This window comes from Entomobacter blattae, assembly GCF_014672835.1.
GTDB classification, from domain to species: domain Bacteria; phylum Pseudomonadota; class Alphaproteobacteria; order Acetobacterales; family Acetobacteraceae; genus Entomobacter; species Entomobacter blattae.
Genome location: NZ_CP060244.1, coordinates 2,615,113 through 2,635,226, shown reverse-complemented (window position 1 = coordinate 2,635,226; position 20,114 = coordinate 2,615,113). Strand labels below are relative to the sequence as shown.

Here is a 20,114-nt window from a genome sequence, read left to right as displayed (position 1 = left end):
GAAACAGGCAGGGCCGTCTTGGCTTGCCTGTTTTGCATTGTATTGTAAGGGATGGTTTCTTATGAGGGTGATGGCACGGCGAGTTTTATAGAGACAGAAACCGGGCAATGATCAGAAGGGGGAGAAAATGCAGGGGGTTCTCCCTCGTTTGAATAAAGTCCCACCTTAAAGCTATGGGGGATTGGCTGAATTGTTTCAGCAGAGGCAAGGATGATGTGATCAATAAAATATTGCCCACCTTGGCAGGGAGAGGCTTGGTTGGCAGTTAGCAGCAAGAGGGTATGGGTAGGGTCAAGCTGCGTAAAAAATTCATCATGTACAGTAAGCCTACGGTTAAAGTCTCCCAGAAGAATAAAGGGCTGGTGCTGGGTAAGCCTATCCTGAACCCATTGGGAGAGAATGGAGACTTGCTGGCGCAGTAAGGGGCAACTATGAGCGGGGGAAGGGTAAGGGGCATCCCAGCAGCCGCTTTTTAAATGTACAGCCAGTATTCTTATCCAGATTTCGTGAAATTTTACGCTAATATCAACTCCATTTCTCAAACTATGAGGAATATCTTGCCTTATAAGGGCGAGGGGAAGGTCAGCATGGTGGATAACAGGGAGGGTTTTTGTAACGGCAATTCCAACATGCTGGGCAATAGGCTGGAGCTCCTGGCTAAGAAAGATTTGGTATTCAGAGGGAGGAAAGAGCCTTGCTAATAAAGGTGTGTCGTCAGCTTCCTGGAAGGCAAAGATCTGGGAGAGAAGTTTTTTTCGGGTTGCCATCAGGTGAGTTATGGCTGTTTCGGATTTGGGTTTTACATTTTCTCCTAATAAGGCGTGGTGGGGGGCCTTATTTGTAAACCATTCCAGGTTCCAGGTGGTAACTTTGAGCTCAGATGCAAGAGGAGAGTCCGCAAAAGCATGGGAAGGCAAAAGAGGAGAAAACGTAATGAAAAAAAAGACCAGATAGAAAAATAAAAATCTTTTCAAAGAGTAAAGTCACTTTATAAATATGCAAGAGCCATTAAAAAGTACTGTTAAAGAACACACTCGCTTTAAGGGGTATTACAATCCAAAACAGTACTTTGTCTCTTGTAAGGAAGGGGCAAGAATGTCTACAAGGTGGAGCGAAGAATCTTCAAAGCTTCCTGGATATGGAGGGTATGGCGAGTATTTTCATCCAAAATCAAGACTTCGCCTGAGCCAATATCATAAAACCACCCTTGAACGATAAGGTCTTTTCTGGCTAGTGCGGCTGCTACACTGGGGTGGGTGCGGAGATGGGCCAACTGAAGGAGCACGTTTTGCTCAGAAAGACTGCGAACTGTTATGGGGCCTGCATCTTCTGCAGTTAAAGCACTTGATACCGCCTTGGCTGCTTCTGCATTGCGTAACCATGCTTTAACCATGGGGATAGCATCCAGTTTCTCTGGTGGAGCAAGCATGGCGCTCATGGCTCCACAATTGGAATGCCCGCAAATAATAATGTGCGATACACCAATACTGACCGCATACTCTATAGCAGAAGCTGTGGCACCGTTCATTTCCCCATAAGCAGGTACAATATTGCCAATATTACGCATAATGAAGAGCTCACCAGGGTTGGCTTGCATCAACATGGTAGGATCAATACGGCTATCAGAGCAGGTAATAAAAAGGGTATGAGGGGATTGCTGGTCTGAAAGATAGTTAAAGAGTTTTTTGTTCTCGGGATAAATTTCTGTCTGAAAACGTTCAACGCCTTCAAGAAGCTCTATAAGGCTTGCGGTGATATTTTTGTTTTCTAATATCATAGATGAAATCCTTTTCTCTGTAAGCGATGATATGTCGTTCTTGAGGCGAATATAAGGTAAAGCCAAGATTTATGAGAGGGAATACTATTTAGTGAAAAAAATGAATAACAGGAATAAGAGCTTACATCTTTTGTATTTTTTATGATGTAGAAATAGGCAAGACGTGGTTTGCACTTATAGATTTTTCTCTGGCCTAAAAACAATAAACTTTCAGTAAAATATAAAAATAATCTTCTATTAAAGAAGTTTTCATTGGTTTGTGTTTACAATAAAAAACAAAAAAGTCCTATAATGCCAGAAAAAACACAGCATAATAAAATAAAAGATATTTTACTGATCTATAACGATTCCGCTCATGAAAGCGAAAAACTATGCCAGATGGTTGGCAGGCTATCAGGGTATAGTTTTGATATTTGTTCTATAAAAGAGTTTTATTTAAAGGTTCATCGTCACAAAAAATATGATGGATTTCTGATTATTGATACCCATGCCGTGATAACCTCTAAAACCGCGCATGTGTTTCCAGTCTTACTAAGAAAAAATAGCACCTCGCCGCTAATTTGTGTCCTCGACCCTACAGCTTCTATCAAGATCGTAGCAAAAAGAGGGGTAGATAGTATTATTCCCCTCAGTAACTTTTCGGCTGAGCTGTTTGATATGACATTTCGTTTTATATGTGCTAGAAAAGTAAGCCAAAAACAGCAGGAAAAAAGAGTTGCCCAGTTAGAGCAGCGCCTTGCTGAGTATAACGGTCAATACACAGAAATGATAGAAAACCTGCATCAGCGGGATGTAAAAATAAAAGAGTTTTCAGACTATATTGAGCAGATTGAACGCCTTAATTCTTTGGGTAAGATTACCAGCAGCGTTGTTCACGATTTTAGCAATGTTTTGAGCTCATTAAATGGCGGGTTGGATATGTTAAAAAGAAGGCTTGAACAAAAAAAGGTTTTTTCGGACTCTGTTAAGCAAACCTATGCCCTTATTGCAGATACCATTCCTTTTGGAGAAAGAATGCTTAAGAGCCTTCTTTCCTATGTTGATAACAATTCTTCCCAGAAGGATGTAATAGACCTAAATAACATGGTTTCTACAATGGTTCCTATCCTGACCATGATTTTTGGCCGCTCTGTTAGAACCGAATTCATGTTGGCAAAAAAAATGTCCAAGGTGCAGGTCTCACGCTCTTCTATTGAGCGGGCCATTCTCAATCTTGCCATTAACGCCCGCGATGCCATGCAAGAGAGTAAAAAGCGAGAGTTTCTTGTTTCTACCCAGGTTAGAAAGGTAAAGGGGCAGACCTTCTCCTTTTTAAAGATAGAAGATAGTGGGCCAGGCATGGCAGAAGAGGTTATGAAAAGGGCTTGTTTGCCGTTCTATTCTACAAAACAACCCGGTAAAGGAACGGGCTTAGGTTTAGCCCAAGTCCATGATTTTGTAGAGGAGAGTAAGGGCATTCTTGCCTTCAGGAATCGCGCGTGCGGTGGGCTGGAAGTGAGTATGGGGTTTCCTGCAGTAGGGGAATAATTATTGGGAGGAGAGAGCTTTTCGCAAGGCTTCGAAAGCAAGGGGAATTTTAGAAACATCGCTGCCCCCGGCTTGGGCCATATCGGGCCTTCCACCTCCGCTTTGGCTGCCCATGGCGGTACTGGCTATTTTTACTAAATCAACAGCGTTATATTTTTCTATAAGATCTGGGCTAACAGAAACCACAATGCTTACTTTATTTCCACTTGTGGAGGTAAGGGCGATGATTCCCGAATGGGCTTTCTTTCGGAAGGTATCTGCCATGGATTTGAGCTCTTTGGGCGGGATATCTCCAAGGTTTTTGACTAGAAAGGCCACAGAGTTAATCTGCTCTATCTCTTGGTTGGCTGCCTGTTCTTGTCCTGAGCCGCCTAATGCGAGTTCTTTTTGTAAGGCTGCGATCTTGCGATCTTTCTCACGACTTTCCTTAAGAAGGGTTTCGAGCCGTTGGGGCATGTCATGGAGGGGGGTTTTTAAAATGGCCGAAAGACCAGCGAGATGGTTTTCAATCTCTTGGGCATATTTTTCTGCTGCTAGGCCTGAAACGGCCTCAATACGGCGAACACCTGCAGACACCCCGCTTTCACTGAGGATACGGAAATGGCCAATGTCGCCTGTGCGTTTTACATGAGTTCCCCCACATAACTCAATTGACCATGCCAAGCGGTTACTCTGTTCCGGGGCTCCACCCATGGAAACCACCCTGACCTCATCACCGTATTTTTCGCCAAACAAGGCCATTGCCCCCTCAGCTATGGCTTGATCTGGTGTCATAATACGCGTGACCACCTCAGTATTTTCCCGAATTCGTTCATTGACCATATCTTCAATAAGGCGTAGCTCTTCTGGGCTGATGGGGTTGGGGTGGCTAATATCAAATCGCAGGCGGCTTTCTGTATTAAGGCTTCCCTTTTGGGTGACATGGGTTCCTAAATGTTGCCGTAGGGCTTCATGCAGAAGGTGGGTAGAAGAATGATGGGCACGTATGGCTTTATGCCGGGCTTCATCAACCTCAGCATGAAGGGGTGTTCCAACGGTAATGGTTCCTTCTTCTATATAGCCGATGTGAACAATCAGGTTGCCAAGCTTCTTTAAAGTATTATTAACGGAAATACGGACCCCTGGCGCTGTTAGAAAACCACTATCTCCAACTTGGCCGCCACTTTCACCGTAAAATGGGGTTTGGTTTAAAAGAATAGCAACATGTTGGCCAATAGAAGCCTTATCTGTCAGTTGGTTATCAACGACAATGGCCTGTATTTCAGCATCGCCCTGTTGGGTATGGTAGCCTAAAAATTCGGTTGCTCCAAATTTTTCCTTGGGTTCAAACCAAACAGATTCTGTTGCTGTATCGCCAGAACCCGCCCAGGCGGCACGGGCTCTTTGGCGCTGATCCTGCATCTGCGCCTCAAAGCCTGCTACATCCACATTATGGCCGCGTTCACGCAGGGCATCAGCTGTAAGGTCTAAGGGAAAACCATATGTATCATAGAGTTTAAAAGCAATATCTCCAGGAAGAGCTGCCCCTTGAGGAAGTTTTTCTACCTCTTCAGAAAGGAGGCTCATCCCCCGTTCAAGCATTGCAGTAAAGCGCTCTTCCTCACCTTTCATGGTTTGGATAATTAAGGGCTCTGCTCGGATAAGTTCTGGGTAAGCCATTCCCATTTCTTTGATAAGGGCAGGAACCAACTTATAAAAAGTAGGATCTTTCACACCCATCATATGAAGGTGGCGCATAGCCCGCCGCATGATACGACGAAGGACATATCCCCGCCCTTCCTTTGAAGGAAGAACGCCATCGGCAATCAAAAAAGCAGTAGAACGTAAATGGTCAGCTATAACACGGTGGCTGACCTTAAACTGGCCATCTGCGCTATGATGGGTAACATCCGCGCTGGCCAGAATAAGATTGCGGAGCGTATCAATATCGTAGTTATCGCGTTTACCCTGCATAATGGCAGCAAAACGCTCAAGGCCGAGTCCTGTATCAATAGAAGGGCGCGGGAGGGGGTTACGGCTGCCAGGGGGATCTTCAAAAAACTGCATGAAGACCAGGTTCCAGATTTCAACAAACCTATCACCATCCTCATCTGTAGAACCAGGCGGACCACCGGGAACATCGGGGCCATGATCATAAAAAATTTCGGAACATGGGCCACAAGGGCCGGTATCTCCCATCCGCCAAAAATTGTCAGCCGTGGCTATAGGGATGATGCGACTGTCGGGGAAGCCTGTTATTTTTTTCCATAATTGGGCAGCTTCCTGATCTTCAGAATAAACAGTTATCAGAAGCCTATCCTTGGGCAGGGAAAAGGTCTGGGTAATCAGCTTCCAGGCATATTCAATGGCGCCTTCCTTAAAGTAGTCACCAAAGGAGAAATTTCCTAGCATTTCAAAAAATGTATGATGGCGTGCTGTATAGCCTACATTATCTAAATCATTATGCTTTCCCCCTGCACGAACAACCTTTTGGGCTGTGGTTGCGCGCTTATAGGGCCGTTTTTCCTGTCCGGTAAAAACGTTTTTGAACTGTACCATACCAGCATTTGTAAAAAGCAGTGTAGGGTCATTACTTGGAACCAGGGATGACGATGGAACGACTTGATGGTCGTGCTGAGAGAAAAAATTCAGAAAAGCAGCACGAATATCATTTGTTGTGAACATGAAGTGACAAGACCCTGAGAGAGAAAATGGTGTTAATAATTTAGGTTGATGTCTTTTAACCTATAACATAATTTTCGGGAAGTATGATGATAAAATCAGCCCAGTCTTTTTATGAATATATTGAATAAATGCACTATATATATGTTTCATAAAAAGAGAAAAGTCCCATCAGAGAGCAGGAGGGAAGCTGATTAAAGAAAGGGGTCAGAAGGCGTATTTGTAGGAATAGCATTGATCTCAGAAGAAGGAGAAGAAGCCTTTTCGTGGGATTGAAACACAAGCTTGGAGGAAAAATTAAAATTCGCAAATAACCCTGCAACAGAGCCAAAAGCTAATGCCACAACAGGGTAAGTATGAAAAAAACTAAGCGAATAGAGCAATACAACAGTTGTTCTGTTTAAGGCCAGCCCCACCGAATTAGCCACTAAAAAACGAAACCATTGAACAATTATGCTGTGCTTGTGGATAATATGACTATATGTCCAGCAACGGTTGAAATACCAAGTGGCAGTAGCTGCAATAAAATAGGCCAGAAAAGTTGCAGGATAGAGCCCTAGTAAACCTTTGAGTGCATAGACAGAAGCTGTATCGCAAAGAAAACCAAGGCTTCCTATAGAGGCAAATTTCAGAAAATTTTTATGTCTATTAAGTAATGGTTTTAAGTTTTTATAAAGCATGGAGATTCTTCTAAAAAGAGGAAAGCTTTTGTTTGTAGGGATTTTGAGGCAATATTGGGATTGAATGATTAAAAGAAACTAAAACAAGAGCATAAAAATTTGGGATCGAAAAATTATAATGAGAGTAATCTACCATAAACAAAACCCCCCTCTCAAGAGAGAAGGGGGTTTTTGTTGATAATTATCTTGTCACAGAATTAGTGAAGGATAATTTCTACGCGACGGTTCTGAGGTTCACGGGTATTAGGACCTGTTGGAACCAGAGGATGAGATTCACCATAACCATGGATATCGATAGCAGAAGCAGGAACACCATTACGGATCAGTTCAGCTTTTACGCTTTGGGCACGGCGGATAGAAAGGCCCATGTTGTAACGCTGACCACGTGGCCCAGGGTGCGCTGCAGAGTTATCGGTATAACCATTAACTTCGATACGGGTTGTTGTAACATGTGTAGAAGCCTGTGCAGCCTGTGCAACAATTTGGCGTGCACGAGGTGTAAGGTTAGAACGATCCCAGTCAAAGAATACGAGATATGTGCGAGCAGCCTGCATCTGTGGGACAACAGCTGGAGCAACAGGAGGAGGAGGAGGAGGAGCTGTATCGAAGGCATAACGCAGACCCAGAATGAACTGGTGATTGAAGCGATGGTCTACATTAACATTCCCTTTGGCCAAACCACCGACTCCACCAATACCGTAAGAGGTAGAAGCAAAAGCCTGCTGATCGTCAAGCTGACCCATCATGCGATATTCAGTTGTTACAGCTAAACCTGGAACATCTGGAATGTCATAAGAAGCACCGATGATACCTTGATAAGCAAAATTGCCGTTAGTGCCACCGATACGGTTGGTACCACCATTAGCAAACGTGGTTGTGATAGGAGCGAAATGCTGCACCATGGCACCAACACCGATACCAACAAATGGTGTTACTGGAATATCAATCCCAAATTCACGAAGGTCAATGTCATACAGTGCATTTACAAACCCACCATAACCCTGATCGTGACCACGGGTATGGCCGGGAGCTGCTGTACCTGTACGGTGTGTAATGTTAGAGTAGTTATAAACACCCTCTACCTCTACACGCAAACCATTGCCAAAACCCCAACCGAAAGAACCAAAGCCTGTAAAGCCTGTTCCATGACGGTAACGGGATTTAGAACCAGCACTGGAGTTAATCCCTTCTGCATAAGTTGAAGGTGAGAATGTAGCATGGGTGCTCTGAACGAGGTTATACCCACCATTTACACTAACATAAGGGCCGGTTACTGTGCTTGCCATGGCAGCAGCAGGGGCAGCTGCCATAAGCGTTGTTGTGAGAAGCGCTGTACGTAGACGCATTGTTTCGTCCTTTTTGATCTTGAATTTGAGCGAACAACCCGCCTACCATTAGGCGGTTTAAAGCTCATATGATGCCTAAAAGCTTTTATAGAGTTTTCGGTTTCAAATGAAGAGGGGGGAAAGTAATCTTAAAGCATTACTTTTAAACCCTGTTACATAAAAAACACAATCTATTGCTGTCTATGCACCATAAGTCTCTAATTAATATGTATGGTTTACTTTATAAAATCGAGCCCACACAAGCTGTTTTTTTGCGTAAAAGGAAAAAATGCCCTGATTGGAGAGATTAAGTTTTGAGGGTGTAGTAAATAAGCTACAAAAATCTCTCCTACCGTAGAAATTATCAATAATTGGTTAATATTTTTAGCACTTCTTCAGGGGTTGTCGTGCGGCAAGTAAAGGCTTTTCCGATTCCTTTCACCAGAACAAAAGAGATTCGCCCCTCTTGCATTTTTTTATCGTGCTGCATGTGCTTGAGGAGCTTGTCTGCTGATAGGTGGGCAGGAATGGCTTTTAGGCTTGTAGGAAGGCCGGTAAGTGCAAAGTGGGCTTTAACTCGTGCCAGGTCCTCCGGTGGGCAAAACCCTTTCAGTACAGAAAGCTCAAAAGCCATAACTGTGCCGATGGCTACCGCCTCACCATGGAGAAGCTGCCCATTATACCCCATTTCTGCTTCCAGGGCATGGCCAAAGGTGTGGCCTAGGTTAAGAAGTGCTCTGCCATTTTGGCTTTTTTCTTCACGCTCATCGTTTTGGACAATCTTTACTTTGAAGGAACAAGCTTTTTCTATTGCTTCGGCTTGTTTCTTTTCGTCACCCTCCAATAAGGCCAGCCCGTGGTTTTCACACCATTCGAATAATGTGGAATCGCCGATAAGTCCGGCTTTGACAATTTCTGCATAGCCGGCTTTAAGCTCCCGTAGGGGAAGGGTTTTAAGGGTGCTTGTATCGGCAATAACAGCTTTTGGCTGATAAAAAGCACCGATCAGGTTTTTCCCAACCACTGTGTTAATTCCGGTTTTTCCGCCAACAGAGGAATCAACCTGAGATAACAACGTGGTAGGAATCTGGATAAAAGGAATTCCTCTCATAAGGGTAGCAGCACAAAAACCAGCCAGGTCGCCTACTACACCACCTCCCAAGGCGATTAGAGCGGTACGTCTTTCCACACCTTTTTCTAAAATAGCCGTTGTGAGAGATTCGTAGCGGGAAAAGGACTTGGAGTGTTCTCCTGGAGGAATACGAAACACTTCATAGTCTACTCCTTTGTTTTTTAAAGAGTTTTCGAGGAGTGGAAGATGATGGTGTGCCACATTTTCATCTGAGACAATAAAAACTTTTTTACCCAGAATAGATTCTGGAAGAAGGTTGGCAGCCTGTTCAAGCAGGTTTTGCCCGATGAGAATGGGATATTCATGGGCTGAAAGCTTAACAGTAAGGGTATGGTACATATGGTTTAACCTTGCAGTGTTTATTGTCAGTGAGTTTTTTTGAAGATGGGGCTTTCTTTCAAGTTCAGGACAAACAATTTCGGGATGAAGGAGTAGGCACCAAAAATCTTGCCGAAAAGACTATGCCAGTAAGATTATGCCAGAATCTAGGGGGAAAGTGTGGATTGAATGGTAGAATACTCGGCCAGTTTTTCTAAAATGATATCAGTAATGCGTTTTACACTTTGCTCGCCACTCTGAATGGTAATATCGGCCTGGGCATAAATGGGATAGCGCTCAGAAATAAGCTGTTTGAGAATTTTCCGGTGCGATTGTCCATTGAGCAGGGGGCGATGGGTACGCCTTCTGACACGGCAAAGAAGAGTTGAAAGTTCACAGCGTAGCCATATGGAAGAGGCAGAGTCCTTGATTTTTTGTCGGGTAGCGGGGTTCATAAAAGCGCCCCCTCCGGTAGCCAGCACGAGGGGCTCGCCGTTCAGGATTTCGTGTATGGTTCGGCTCTCTGTTTCTCGAAAGGTGGTTTCGCCATATTTTTCAAAGAATTCGATGATATCAAGACCAGATTTGGCTTCAATGGCTTGGTCGCTATCCACAAAAGGAAGGCCAAGGCGACAAGCAAGCTTACGCCCGATTGTGGTTTTCCCAGCCCCCATCAAACCCACGATAACTATAGGTTTTTTCATAAAATCTTGGGGGAAAGAGGCAAATTCTTCATTCATGGTGTTTTCTAACATAGGGAAATATATTAGGCTACCTAAAGAACATATTGGAAGTAATTTTTCGCCATTCCGCTTTTTGGGGTTTTGAAATACAAATTTTGTTCCACTCACTGCTCTATAGAACAGAATGGCGTTAATGATATAATTGGGGAAGATTTATAAAGATATGCGCCGGATTCTTATCGTTATTGGCGGGTTGGTTGTTGTTTTTATAGTGGCTGTTTTTGTGTTTTTAGGGACAACGAGAGTAGAGGTTATTCCAGGGGTCTTACATAAGGATATTCCCCTGAGCCAGTTTGTAAAAAATAAACAGGATAATACAGCGGCCCAGCTGATTCAGCAAAGCACACAAAATGTTTCTGCTATGCCCAATCAGCAGGTCCCTGCTTCTTTACCTGCTCATCCCTCTGTTTCGGCCCCTGTACAGCAGATGCCGCCAGCTGCCCAACCTCCCGTGGTTGAGAAAAATGGGCAGGCCCCTCAAGGTGGGGAACAAACTCTGGGCGTAGGCCAGAAACATTAAGAAGGGTTTGGCATAGAGAATTTGTAAATGGGGCTTTTATTGGGAAAGCGGTATGTCATGGCATATATCTCCTTATGGGCAGCGAGGAAGTGCGGAGAACAAATTTTCCCGATAGGTAAAGGGAAGATAGTGTGGTTTTGCCGCTTTCAATTGGGTAGGTTTTTAAAGGGGCTTTTTGGTTGTGGGATAATAGAATATCCATAATGTCATCAAGTGCTGGAAGTAGCCCATACCTTTCTTCATACCCAAAAACGATATCGATGTCGATTTCAGCATCCCTTATACATGAGTATGTACAGACAGTAATAGAGTGTTCATGGTCGAAAGAAATTATGGAGAGGCTTTTTTGGAGATGATTGTAGCAGAGCGGGGGGCCTTGCCTAATACTGTTTCTGCCTACCGATCAGATCTTGAGGATTTCTTTGCCTTTCTTCATACCCAAAAAACGACATCCGTGTCGGTTTCAGCACCCCTTATACAAGAGTATGTACAGACAGTGTCGGCCTTGGGGTATTCAGCCCGAACCTTGGCCCGCAAACAGTCTTCTCTTAAGCAATATTTCTTGTTTCTCTTAAAAGATGGCTTGCGGAAGGATGATCCGACATTTCAGCTGGATGCGCCAAGACTTCCCACCAGCTTACCAAAATTTCTTTCAGAAAACGAAATTCAACGCCTTCTCTCGGCATGTGGGCCCCCTTACGAGACGCGTCGGTTTTTAATGGCACAGGCTGCCCTAGAAATTTTATATTCCACGGGGGTTCGTATTTCTGAACTGCTCACTCTTGAGCGTAATGCCATAACCGAGGGAACTTCTACGCTTTTTATCCGGGGAAAAGGCAATAAGGAGCGTATTGTTTTGCTTTCTCCTGTTGCCTGTCAGGTCGCTCTTGCGCTTATCGAACAGGATCGCCCCTTGAAGAGCCGGTGGTTATTTCCGGGTCGTAATCCAAAACGGCCTTTAACCCGCCAGGCATTTGATAGCATATTACATGATGTGGCACTAAGAGCTGGAATTGCACCACAAAGGCTTTCTCCCCACGTTTTGAGGCATTCTTTTGCAAGCCATATGTTAGCCCGTGGGGCCGATATACGCTCTTTACAAATGATACTGGGTCATGCAGATATTTCTACAACACAGATTTATACCCATATTCTTGCTGAGCGTTTAAGTACAACGGTTAGAACATTTCATCCACTATCTAATAAAACACGGAAAAGAACGGATCATTCCTAAACTGATAGAGTCTTAACGATGGGGATGGTCTGGTGTAAAAGGCAGGAATGAGAATAAGATAAAATATTAAGTGTTGATCGCCAAGGGTTGGAAATTATATATGCAACAGTTTCTGGATTTTGAAAAACCTATCGCTGAACTTGAAAGCAAGATTGACGAGTTGCGGCAAATGTCAGATCCGGAAGGGGCCAATATTGCCGAAGAGATTAGCCGCTTGAAGGATAAGGCCGATAAACAGCTGGCAGCCCTTTATGCAAGACTTAGCGCCTGGCAGAAAGTCCTTGTCGCCCGTCACGAGCAGCGCCCGCATGCCCTGGATTATATATCGGGCCTGATAACGGAATATGTTCCCCTGGCAGGTGATAGGCATTTTGCTGAAGATAGTGCCATTGTTGGGGGGTTAGGCCGTTTTGAGGGTATGTCTGTGATGATCGTAGGGATTGAGCGCGGCTCTGACCTGCAAACGCGCTTAACCCACAATTTCGGAATGGCCAAACCAGAAGGTTATAGAAAACATCAGCGCTTGCTAGATCTAGCAGGGCGTTTTGGTCTTCCTGTGCTGGCTTTTATTGATACTGCGGGAGCTTGGCCCGGTATTGATGCTGAAGAAAGGGGGCAAGCTGAAGCGATTGCTCGGTCTATTGAGGCAACCCTGAGTGTTCCTACACCGGTGGTGGCCACCATTATTGGTGAGGGGGGATCGGGTGGTGCCATTGCTCTTGGAGCGGCTGATCAGATTTTAATGCTTGAGCATGCCATTTATTCTGTGATCTCTCCTGAGGCTTGTGCTTCTATTTTATGGCGAGACCCCAAGCAAGCTGTAGTGGCTGCCGGGGCCTTACGTCTTACAGCTCAGGACTTGCTGAATTTGAAGTTAATTGATCGTATTGTGCCGGAACCAACAGGCGGCGCTCAACGAAACCCCCAGGAGACGATTAAGCGTGTGGGAGAAAAAATTTCCATTGAATTAGCCGCGCTGACTAAAGTGGAGCCCGCTATTTTGCGCGCTAGACGTCGGGAAAAATTTCTGGCTATGAGTAGAGAGATCATTTCATAGGCAGTCAGTGGTTCATAGGGAGTCAGTGGTAAAGTTATCGTAGGTTTTGTGAAAAGCCCTACAGGGTTAAGAGTTATATTTTAGAAGCTTCCTTTGCGGTAGGTTCTCCTTCATGAGGGGTCAGGCCAAAATCAGCAATAAGCTGGCAGATTTGCTCGGCTGCGTTTTTGACCTGGTTTTCGTTATGGCCCTTTACAACAAGGGCTACGCCCTTGCGCTGGTCTTGCAGTTTGAAAGGATAGGAGCCGATATCAAGTGTAGGAAAAGCAGACTGGATTTCTTCTAGTTTTTCAGCGATTTGCCCCTCAGACATGCCAAACGCATACCATGTACGAGAAACAATGGGTGCTCCTTTGCTCAGATGGGGGGCAAGTTCCAAAAACATGGCCCTCATAATTTCGGGGACTCCAGCAAGGACATGCACATTATCCATACTAAAGCCAGGGGCTGCTGAAATAGGATTACGGATTGGAATAGCCCCTCGTGGAAGGGTAGCCATACGCTGGCGGGGGGTATTAAATTCTCCTGGTCGGAAATGGGCTTCCAGAATTTTGAAAGATTCCTCATGGATTTCCCAAGGAACACCAAAAGCTTTGGCAATGCTTGGGGCTGTAATATCATCGTGGGTAGGGCCGATTCCACCGGTAGTAATGACGTGGGAAAATTTTTTACGGGTTTCATTGACCGTATGGACAATAAGAGCTTCTTGATCGGGAATAACGCGGATTTCTTGAAGGTTTATTCCCAGTTTTCCTAAATTTTGGGCAAGAAACTGGATATTGGCATCCTGAGTTCGGCCCGAGAGAATCTCGTTACCAATAATAAGAATACAGGCTGTTGGGTTCATTCCTTATCTCCTTCACGGGGATAATTTAGCGCGTTTGGGGATGATAATAAAGGTGCGTGGCAAAATAGAAGACAGAACAAAAAGTAAGCGCATGGCAGCATAAGCGGGCTTTGCGTTGTTATCATGCCTGCCATGTCGGAATGAATAACAAATTTCTTCTTTCTGTTTGAGGAGGCGAGGGCACAAACAAGAGAGGGTTTCTAATAGAATGAAGAAAGGAGTAAAAAGGTGGTTTTAAAGGAAAGGCCTATTTTAGAGAAGGTCACAGAGTAATGGAATTAAGGGTTTATCTGCCTCAGGCATAGGGTAGTTTTTAAGCTCCGAAGCCAAGCACCATTGAATGGTCTGCCCTTCTTTAGGGGTAGGTGTTCCCTTCCAGTGTCGACAGAGAAAGAGAGACATAACAAGATGAAAACCTGCATAAGCTTGAGAAACGAAAGTAAAGGGGGCTAGGCAGGTTGTGGAGAGATCAATGTCCAGCTCTTCTTTAAATTCACGGATTAAAGTCATTTCGGGTGTTTCATTTTTTTCCATTTTTCCACCCGGGAATTCCCATAAGCCTGCCATGGGTTTACCTTCTGGCCTTTTGGCGAGGAGTATCTTGTTGTGGATATCGACCAAAATCCCTGCTGATACGGTTAGGAGCGGTTTGGGGTGAGAAGCAAAAGAAGACATGTGGATCTTATCCAGTGAGTTTGGAGACGGGGGGGTGAAAGGAGTCTGACGGCTTATGAAAAAGCTTTCTCGGGTTGCTTCAAACACGATTACGGGATAATCCTTGCCGTAAGCCATAAATTTTTCTGTTGTTTTTCCGGTTTGCTGAAACCCATTTTTTTGAAGGATTCTTATCGAGGCTATATTGTCCTCAATCACGAGGGCTTTTAAAGTTTTGATGGGCAATTGGGCAAAAGCCCATTCAATCACGCGGGTCACACATTCAGAGGCAATCCCTTGGTTCCAGAATTTCTTTCCCACCCAATAGCCTATTTTAGCCTGGGTTTTGTTTTTTTCCAAAGTTATGGCCACGCAGCCCATAAGCCTATTGAGGGGCTTGTTTTCAAGGAGAGAGGAGGGGGCCTTATTCATAATGGCAAAGTAATACCCTAAACCTTTCTGGGGGTGTGTGGTAGCCATTTTGATCCAGTCTTCAACCATCGTTTGTGGATAGGGAAAAGGCAGGTCACTTAAGGTGCGAACCACACTCCAGTCATTAATCAAATGATGAAGGTTTTTGCTGTCCTCTTCACGAAAGGGCATCAACTGGAAGCGGTTTGTTTTAAGTGTGGGTTGAAGAAAGAGCGGAAAGCTGGGGGGCTGATTCATTAAAACATTATTCTTTGATGGTCATGCTTGGATGGTCGTATTTGGCATAAGGGCTCGGTCGGTCATAAAGAATTTTACTGTTGAGGAAAAGGAAGATTTTTTTTATTTTCAGTCATATATAATTTATAATAGTTAACAGCTTATTGTTAAATAAAAGCAGCGCTTGGTTTATATTTTTAAAAGCGAACAATCACTTTTTGGAACCAAAGGACGAGTGGCTATAGCAGAAGTGGCATTTTTGAAAAATTGTAACGGTAACTAAGGGTTTCATTTCTAAGGTTGGGAGAGAGTTATTACAATGAACAAAGAAGATAAGTGGCTAGGGACAGTATGAAAAAGATTATTCGGCATGGCATGCGATCAATTCTGTTAGCAGCCTTTTGTATCCAAACAGCCTTGGCAGCAGAGCCGTCCTCCATAACCAGGAATGTCGATACCAATCAACAATATCCATTTGCGGTTTCTGTAGAAGTGCCGGCAGATTCGGGCTTTGTGTATCTGAGTTCTATTACACCTGATATTATTAATAAGGATGTCAACTCCGCGACACAAGAAGCCTATGGGAATACGGAAGCCCAGGCTAGAAACGTGTTTGAGAAGCTACAGGATATACTGGGAAAGATGAATTTAAGCATGGCAGATGTGATACAAATTCGTGCTTATTTGGCAGCGGATCCCAAACAGAGCGACACGGTTGACTATAATGGATTTATGGCTGCATATCATCAGTTTTTTGCCACAAAAGGTCAGCCTAATATCCCCACAGGAAGTGTTGTGGAAATAAAGAAAATGTTTAATCCTGCATGGCTGGTTACGGTAGAAGCTGTAGCGGTCAGAAGGGCCTCCAAATCACCATCTTCCCCATAGAGAATTAACAAAGAATAAACTTGCATGAGAAGATGAGGAGCCTTTGAATATGGTGTTCTCTTGTCTATGGCTTGTCTAGACTCTATGGTCTGTTTAGATGGGCGGCAATGAGAAATTCCCTGTTGCCTTCAGGGCCCGTAATGGGGCTGGGCTCAATACCCATTATGTGCCATCCAGGTAGGGTCGCCCACCAGTTGTGAATGGTTGCACAAACTTCCTCATGCAGGATGGGATCCTTCACGACACCTTTAGGGCCAACCCTGTCTTTGCCTACTTCAAACTGTGGCTTAATAAGGGCAACGGCCCAGGCCTTGTTTCTACACAAGGCCAAGCCTGCGGGCAGGATAGTACGCAGGCCTATAAAGCTGGCATCGCAGACCAGGCAGTCGATCGAGTCAGGAATGATGGTGGGATCCAGATACCTTGCATTGCATTTTTCCAAAACTGTTACGGCTGGATGATTACGGATTTTCCAGGCGAGCTGGCCATGTCCAACATCGACCGCAAATATTTTTTTGGCTCCATGATGCAGGAGAACATCCGTAAATCCTCCTGTGGAGGCTCCGATATCTAAGCAGATTTTGCCCATAGCATTGAGTGCAAAATGGTTTATGGCATGCTCAAGCTTAATACCCCCCCGTGATACCCATGGGTGTTCTTGCCCCCGTACGGTAAGGGGAACGCCCTCAGAAACCATAAATCCTGCTTTATCTAACCGCTTTTCATTAGAGAAAACCTTGCCCGCCAGAATTAAGGCTTGGGCTTTTGTGCGGCTTTCCACCAGGCCCAAATCAACCAGCATTTGGTCAAGGCGTTTTTTGGCCATGAAGAGTAACCTTTTAAAACAGCCATAGTGAGAAGAAAACCGCTATGTAATAGAAGAAGCTTTTGAATTGAGGGGTATATGGTCTAGCCCTGTAGGGCTGAAAGCGCTGTTGAAGTAATATGCTGGGCGTTTAGGCCGGCTTCTTCATATTGTGCATATTGGGTATTATGATCGATAAAGATATCAGGCAGTGTCATAGGTCTAAACCTTATCTTATCAAGGAGGCCTTTCATGGCTAGATGTTGCATAACAAAAGACCCAAAGCCCCCAATACTTCCTTCTTCTATGGTGACTAAAACCTTATGATTACGGGCAAGTTGTTCAATAAGATGAGTATCTAGGGGTTTAGCAAAGCGCGCATCCACCACAGTGGGGGGATATCCCTTTTCTGCCAGAAGAGCAGCAGCCTTTTTAACCTCATGCAAGCGTGTCCCCAAGGAGAGAAGGGCAATGCCCCCTTTTTCAGAGCCATGCTGTTGGCCAAGTTCCTGAATGATCCGCCCTTTGCCAATAGGAAGGATTTCACCAGAAGTGGGTAAGGGAAGCCCAAGACCAGCACCACGAGGGTAGCGAAAAGCAATAGGTCCTTCATCAAAATAGCAGGCTGTTGCTGTCATATGCACAAGCTCTACTTCATCACTGGGGGCCATAATAGTCATTCCTGGAAGGATACCCAGATAGGCAACATCAAAGGCACCAGCATGGGTGGCACCATCAGCCCCTACAAGCCCAGCTCGATCTATAGCGAAACGGACAGGAAGCCCCTGGAGAACAACATCGTGGATCACCTGATCATAAGCCCGCTGAAGAAACGTGGAGTAGATGGCACAGAATGGGCGTAAACCCTCGGTTGCCATACCGGCAGCAAAGGTTACGGCATGCTGCTCGGCGATGCCAACATCAAAAAACCTGTCTGGGTAAGCCTTGGCAAAATTATCCAACCCTGTTCCCGATGGCATTGCAGCAGTAATGGCCACAATATTTTTTTCAATAGCGGCAATCCGATTGAGCTCATTACTGAAAACAGAGGTATAACTCGGTGGGCCAGGTGGGGATTTAGCCTGTTTACCGGTGGCAATATCAAATTTTGAGACAGCATGGTATTTGTCCCCCGATTGCTCTGCCGGATGGTAGCCATGGCCCTTCTCGGTTATAATGTGAAGGAGAACGGGGCCTATATCATCAGCATCTCGTAAATTGCGAAGAACGGGAACAAGCTGTTCCATGTTGTGGCCATCAATTGGACCAACATAGTAAAACCCTAACTCTTCAAACAGGGTGCCACCCGTTAAAATGCCCCGGGCATATTCCTCAGCCCGTTTGGCTTTCTTTTCCAAGGCAGAAGGTAGGTGCTTGACCATTCGGCCCGCAAACTCCCGCAGATTACGGTATTGCCGTGAAGAAATAAGGTTGGAGAGATACGCTGACATAGAGCCAACCGGCCGTGAAATCGACATCTCATTGTCATTTAGGATGACAATGAGCTTTTTTGCACCGGGCCCAGCGACAGCGGCGTTGTTCATACCTTCATAGGCCATGCCAGCCGAGATGGATCCATCACCAATAACGGCGATAACGTTGCGTTCCTGATGTTCTGGCTTTTCGGTATGGATAATATGGTTGGCCACGGCCATTCCCAACCCTGCAGAAATAGAGGTGGAAGAATGGGCTGCCCCAAAGGGATCAAATACGCTTTCGCTACGGCGTGTAAAACCGGAAAGCCCATGAGGCTGACGAAGGGTGCGCATTCTCTCTCTGCGGTCAGTCAGGATTTTATGCGGATAAGCCTGATGGCCAACATCCCATATGAGTCTGTCGTCGGGGGTGTCAAATACAGCATGTAAGGCAACGGTAAGCTCGACAACACCAAGCGAGGCCCCTAAATGCCCTCCTGTTGTAGAAACCGTATCAATCGTTTCTTCACGAAGCTCGTCAGCAAGCTGTTGAAGTTGGGCGGTGGAAAGATTACGGAGGTCCAGCGGAGACCTTATTCCATCCAACAAAGGAAAACGCCCATATGTGGGAATGGTATTGGCGCGTGAAGCAGGGGTGCTTCCCTCTGTTGAGGCCTCTGAAGAAGAGGAACCCAGAGGAGAAGTTGTTTGGTCAGTCATGCCTTAATTCCGTCTTTCAACCACAAAATGTGTGAGGTCAACCAAGAAGCGAGCCTGTTCGCCAAAGGCTGAAACATGTTTGGCAGCTTCAGCGGCTAGACGTTGTGCCTCTTGTTTTGCTCCTTCTATACCTAAGAGAGAAACAAAAGTAGATTTACGGGCATGAGCATCTTTGCCAGCGGTTTTACCCAGTTCTTCTTCGCTTGCTGTTGTATCCAGGATATCATCTGCAATCTGGAAGGCCATGCCGATGTCACGGCCATAGGCAACAAAGCGGCCGCGAATATCTTTGTTTGTCTCTCCCAAAATGGCCCCGGCTTCAGTAGCAAACCGGATAAGCTTTCCCGTTTTAAGAGAATGCAGATTTTTAATATCAGGGAGGGAGAGGTTTTTTCCTTCTCCCAGCATATCAATCATCTGACCGCCTACCATACCATGGGCCCCTGAGGCAAGGGCTAACATCTTAACAAGTTCAACCCTTACCGCTGCTGAAGGGTGGGTTTCTTCCTCAGCGAGGATTTGAAAAGCCATGGTTTGTAAAGCGTCTCCGGCCAGGATAGCGGTGGCTTCATCAAATTTTTTGTGGGTTGAGGGTTGTCCACGGCGCAGATCATCATTGTCCATAGCAGGGAGATCGTCATGGATAAGAGAATAAGCGTGAAGCATTTCTACGGAACTTGCAACTCTTAAGGCCTGCTCAATATTGCGAACACCGCAAATTTTGGCAGATTCCATCACCATATATCCTCGAAGGCGCTTTCCTCCTCCTAAGACACCATATCGCATGGCGTCAATTAGTCTTTCTTCCGGTCTGTTACCGGAGGCTAAAAGGGTGTTGAGCGTTTCTTCCAGCTTATGGGCACACTGGGTAAGAGATTGCTTTAATGTAACAGTTTCTTCTGTTGAAATCTTGTTCATCTTTATTCTTTATCCATGGGTTCAACCGCTATACTTCCGTCATTTTTATGGACGATTGCTTCAATCCGGGCTTCCACAGCATTGAGTTTTTCTTCACAGAGCCGTTTTAGGGCAGAGCCTCGCTCATAGGCCTGTATAGCATCTTCTAATTTAAGCTGGCCACTTTCAAGATTACGGACAATTTTTTCAAGCTCGTTCAAAGCATCTTCAAAGGAAAGGTTTTCGGTGGAGGAAGTCATGAAGGA

Annotated in this window: 18 protein-coding genes; 5 read left to right on the top strand and 13 right to left on the bottom strand. The window is 45.2% G+C overall.

The window, feature by feature from the left end:
* Nucleotides 1-59 precede the first annotated feature (59 nt).
* A complete protein-coding gene (locus JGUZn3_RS11915; RefSeq protein ID WP_203413717.1) occupies nucleotides 60-974 on the bottom strand; it encodes an exonuclease/endonuclease/phosphatase family protein in 915 nt (304 codons plus the stop codon).
* Between the two features lie 125 nt (nucleotides 975-1,099).
* Entirely contained in the window at nucleotides 1,100-1,777 is a 678-nt protein-coding gene (locus JGUZn3_RS11910) for a carbonic anhydrase (protein WP_203413716.1), read from the bottom strand.
* Between the two features lie 291 nt (nucleotides 1,778-2,068).
* Here JGUZn3_RS11910 and JGUZn3_RS11905 point away from each other — a divergent pair, with 291 nt between their 5' ends.
* Nucleotides 2,069-3,304, top strand: coding sequence for a sensor histidine kinase (locus JGUZn3_RS11905; protein ID WP_203413715.1), 1,236 nt, complete (start codon nucleotides 2,069-2,071; stop codon nucleotides 3,302-3,304).
* Here the strand turns inward: JGUZn3_RS11905 and alaS are convergent, their stop codons facing one another.
* The 5 genes from alaS to JGUZn3_RS11880 form a co-directional block, all read right to left on the bottom strand.
* Nucleotides 3,305-5,968, bottom strand: a complete 2,664-nt coding sequence (alaS, locus tag JGUZn3_RS11900) for an alanine--tRNA ligase (protein ID WP_203413714.1) — start codon at nucleotides 5,966-5,968, stop codon at nucleotides 3,305-3,307.
* Nucleotides 5,969-6,159: 191 nt separating this feature from the next.
* Complete coding sequence (locus JGUZn3_RS11895; RefSeq protein ID WP_203413713.1) at nucleotides 6,160-6,645, bottom strand: GtrA family protein; 486 nt, start codon at nucleotides 6,643-6,645, stop codon at nucleotides 6,160-6,162.
* Between the two features lie 197 nt (nucleotides 6,646-6,842).
* Nucleotides 6,843-7,991 (bottom strand): OmpA family protein, encoded by a 1,149-nt coding sequence (locus JGUZn3_RS11890; RefSeq protein WP_203413712.1) that lies wholly within the window; start codon nucleotides 7,989-7,991, stop codon nucleotides 6,843-6,845.
* 343 nt (nucleotides 7,992-8,334) lie between these two features.
* Entirely contained in the window at nucleotides 8,335-9,441 is a 1,107-nt protein-coding gene (aroB, locus tag JGUZn3_RS11885; protein ID WP_203413711.1) for a 3-dehydroquinate synthase, read from the bottom strand.
* A gap of 146 nt (nucleotides 9,442-9,587) precedes the next feature.
* Entirely contained in the window at nucleotides 9,588-10,160 is a 573-nt protein-coding gene (locus tag JGUZn3_RS11880) for a shikimate kinase (protein WP_203413710.1), read from the bottom strand.
* 166 nt (nucleotides 10,161-10,326) lie between these two features.
* Between JGUZn3_RS11880 and JGUZn3_RS11875 the strand changes: the two genes are divergently transcribed.
* The 3 genes from JGUZn3_RS11875 to JGUZn3_RS11865 all read left to right on the top strand — a co-directional run bounded on the left by JGUZn3_RS11875 (nucleotide 10,327) and on the right by JGUZn3_RS11865 (nucleotide 12,974).
* Nucleotides 10,327-10,683, top strand: a complete 357-nt coding sequence (locus JGUZn3_RS11875) for a hypothetical protein (protein ID WP_203413709.1) — start codon at nucleotides 10,327-10,329, stop codon at nucleotides 10,681-10,683.
* A gap of 316 nt (nucleotides 10,684-10,999) precedes the next feature.
* Nucleotides 11,000-11,917, top strand: a complete 918-nt coding sequence (locus tag JGUZn3_RS11870; RefSeq protein WP_203413708.1) for a tyrosine recombinase — start codon at nucleotides 11,000-11,002, stop codon at nucleotides 11,915-11,917.
* Between the two features lie 100 nt (nucleotides 11,918-12,017).
* A complete protein-coding gene (locus JGUZn3_RS11865; protein WP_203413707.1) occupies nucleotides 12,018-12,974 on the top strand; it encodes an acetyl-CoA carboxylase carboxyltransferase subunit alpha in 957 nt (318 codons plus the stop codon).
* Between the two features lie 73 nt (nucleotides 12,975-13,047).
* Here the strand turns inward: JGUZn3_RS11865 and JGUZn3_RS11860 are convergent, their stop codons facing one another.
* Nucleotides 13,048-13,821, bottom strand: a complete 774-nt coding sequence (locus JGUZn3_RS11860) for a competence/damage-inducible protein A (RefSeq protein WP_203413706.1) — start codon at nucleotides 13,819-13,821, stop codon at nucleotides 13,048-13,050.
* 252 nt (nucleotides 13,822-14,073) lie between these two features.
* Nucleotides 14,074-15,144 carry a bifunctional GNAT family N-acetyltransferase/(deoxy)nucleoside triphosphate pyrophosphohydrolase gene (locus JGUZn3_RS11855; protein WP_203413705.1) on the bottom strand — a complete coding sequence of 357 codons (1,071 nt, stop codon included), beginning with the start codon at nucleotides 15,142-15,144 and terminating at the stop codon, nucleotides 14,074-14,076.
* A 330-nt stretch (nucleotides 15,145-15,474) separates the two neighbouring features.
* Here JGUZn3_RS11855 and JGUZn3_RS11850 point away from each other — a divergent pair, with 330 nt between their 5' ends.
* Nucleotides 15,475-16,011: a Rid family hydrolase gene (locus tag JGUZn3_RS11850; protein ID WP_203413704.1), complete on the top strand. Its 537-nt coding sequence runs from the start codon at nucleotides 15,475-15,477 to the stop codon at nucleotides 16,009-16,011.
* 82 nt (nucleotides 16,012-16,093) lie between these two features.
* Here the strand turns inward: JGUZn3_RS11850 and JGUZn3_RS11845 are convergent, their stop codons facing one another.
* The 4 genes from JGUZn3_RS11845 to JGUZn3_RS11830 all read right to left on the bottom strand — a co-directional run bounded on the left by JGUZn3_RS11845 (nucleotide 16,094) and on the right by JGUZn3_RS11830 (nucleotide 20,108).
* Nucleotides 16,094-16,837: a TlyA family RNA methyltransferase gene (locus tag JGUZn3_RS11845; RefSeq protein ID WP_203413703.1), complete on the bottom strand. Its 744-nt coding sequence runs from the start codon at nucleotides 16,835-16,837 to the stop codon at nucleotides 16,094-16,096.
* A gap of 83 nt (nucleotides 16,838-16,920) precedes the next feature.
* Complete coding sequence (gene dxs / locus JGUZn3_RS11840) at nucleotides 16,921-18,951, bottom strand: 1-deoxy-D-xylulose-5-phosphate synthase (RefSeq protein ID WP_203413702.1); 2,031 nt, start codon at nucleotides 18,949-18,951, stop codon at nucleotides 16,921-16,923.
* A 3-nt stretch (nucleotides 18,952-18,954) separates the two neighbouring features.
* A complete protein-coding gene (locus JGUZn3_RS11835; protein ID WP_203413701.1) occupies nucleotides 18,955-19,869 on the bottom strand; it encodes a polyprenyl synthetase family protein in 915 nt (304 codons plus the stop codon).
* Nucleotides 19,870-19,871: 2 nt separating this feature from the next.
* The gene (locus JGUZn3_RS11830; RefSeq protein ID WP_203413700.1) at nucleotides 19,872-20,108 is read right to left on the bottom strand and encodes an exodeoxyribonuclease VII small subunit; all 237 of its coding nucleotides are present in this window, start codon (nucleotides 20,106-20,108) and stop codon (nucleotides 19,872-19,874) included.
* Nucleotides 20,109-20,114 lie beyond the last annotated feature (6 nt).

Coding starts and splice junctions, on each gene's coding strand:
- JGUZn3_RS11910 (WP_203413716.1), bottom strand. CDS start 1,777: ATGATATTAGAAAACAAAAATATCACCGCAAGCCTTATAGAGCTTCTT.
- JGUZn3_RS11905 (WP_203413715.1), top strand. CDS start 2,069: ATGCCAGAAAAAACACAGCATAATAAAATAAAAGATATTTTACTGATC.
- alaS (WP_203413714.1), bottom strand. CDS start 5,968: ATGTTCACAACAAATGATATTCGTGCTGCTTTTCTGAATTTTTTCTCT.
- JGUZn3_RS11895 (WP_203413713.1), bottom strand. CDS start 6,645: ATGCTTTATAAAAACTTAAAACCATTACTTAATAGACATAAAAATTTT.
- JGUZn3_RS11890 (WP_203413712.1), bottom strand. CDS start 7,991: ATGCGTCTACGTACAGCGCTTCTCACAACAACGCTTATGGCAGCTGCC.
- aroB (WP_203413711.1), bottom strand. CDS start 9,441: ATGTACCATACCCTTACTGTTAAGCTTTCAGCCCATGAATATCCCATT.
- JGUZn3_RS11880 (WP_203413710.1), bottom strand. CDS start 10,160: ATGAATGAAGAATTTGCCTCTTTCCCCCAAGATTTTATGAAAAAACCT.
- JGUZn3_RS11875 (WP_203413709.1), top strand. CDS start 10,327: ATGCGCCGGATTCTTATCGTTATTGGCGGGTTGGTTGTTGTTTTTATA.
- JGUZn3_RS11870 (WP_203413708.1), top strand. CDS start 11,000: ATGGTCGAAAGAAATTATGGAGAGGCTTTTTTGGAGATGATTGTAGCA.
- JGUZn3_RS11865 (WP_203413707.1), top strand. CDS start 12,018: ATGCAACAGTTTCTGGATTTTGAAAAACCTATCGCTGAACTTGAAAGC.
- JGUZn3_RS11860 (WP_203413706.1), bottom strand. CDS start 13,821: ATGAACCCAACAGCCTGTATTCTTATTATTGGTAACGAGATTCTCTCG.
- JGUZn3_RS11855 (WP_203413705.1), bottom strand. CDS start 15,144: ATGAATCAGCCCCCCAGCTTTCCGCTCTTTCTTCAACCCACACTTAAA.
- JGUZn3_RS11850 (WP_203413704.1), top strand. CDS start 15,475: ATGAAAAAGATTATTCGGCATGGCATGCGATCAATTCTGTTAGCAGCC.
- JGUZn3_RS11845 (WP_203413703.1), bottom strand. CDS start 16,837: ATGGCCAAAAAACGCCTTGACCAAATGCTGGTTGATTTGGGCCTGGTG.
- dxs (WP_203413702.1), bottom strand. CDS start 18,951: ATGACTGACCAAACAACTTCTCCTCTGGGTTCCTCTTCTTCAGAGGCC.
- JGUZn3_RS11835 (WP_203413701.1), bottom strand. CDS start 19,869: ATGAACAAGATTTCAACAGAAGAAACTGTTACATTAAAGCAATCTCTT.
- JGUZn3_RS11830 (WP_203413700.1), bottom strand. CDS start 20,108: ATGACTTCCTCCACCGAAAACCTTTCCTTTGAAGATGCTTTGAACGAG.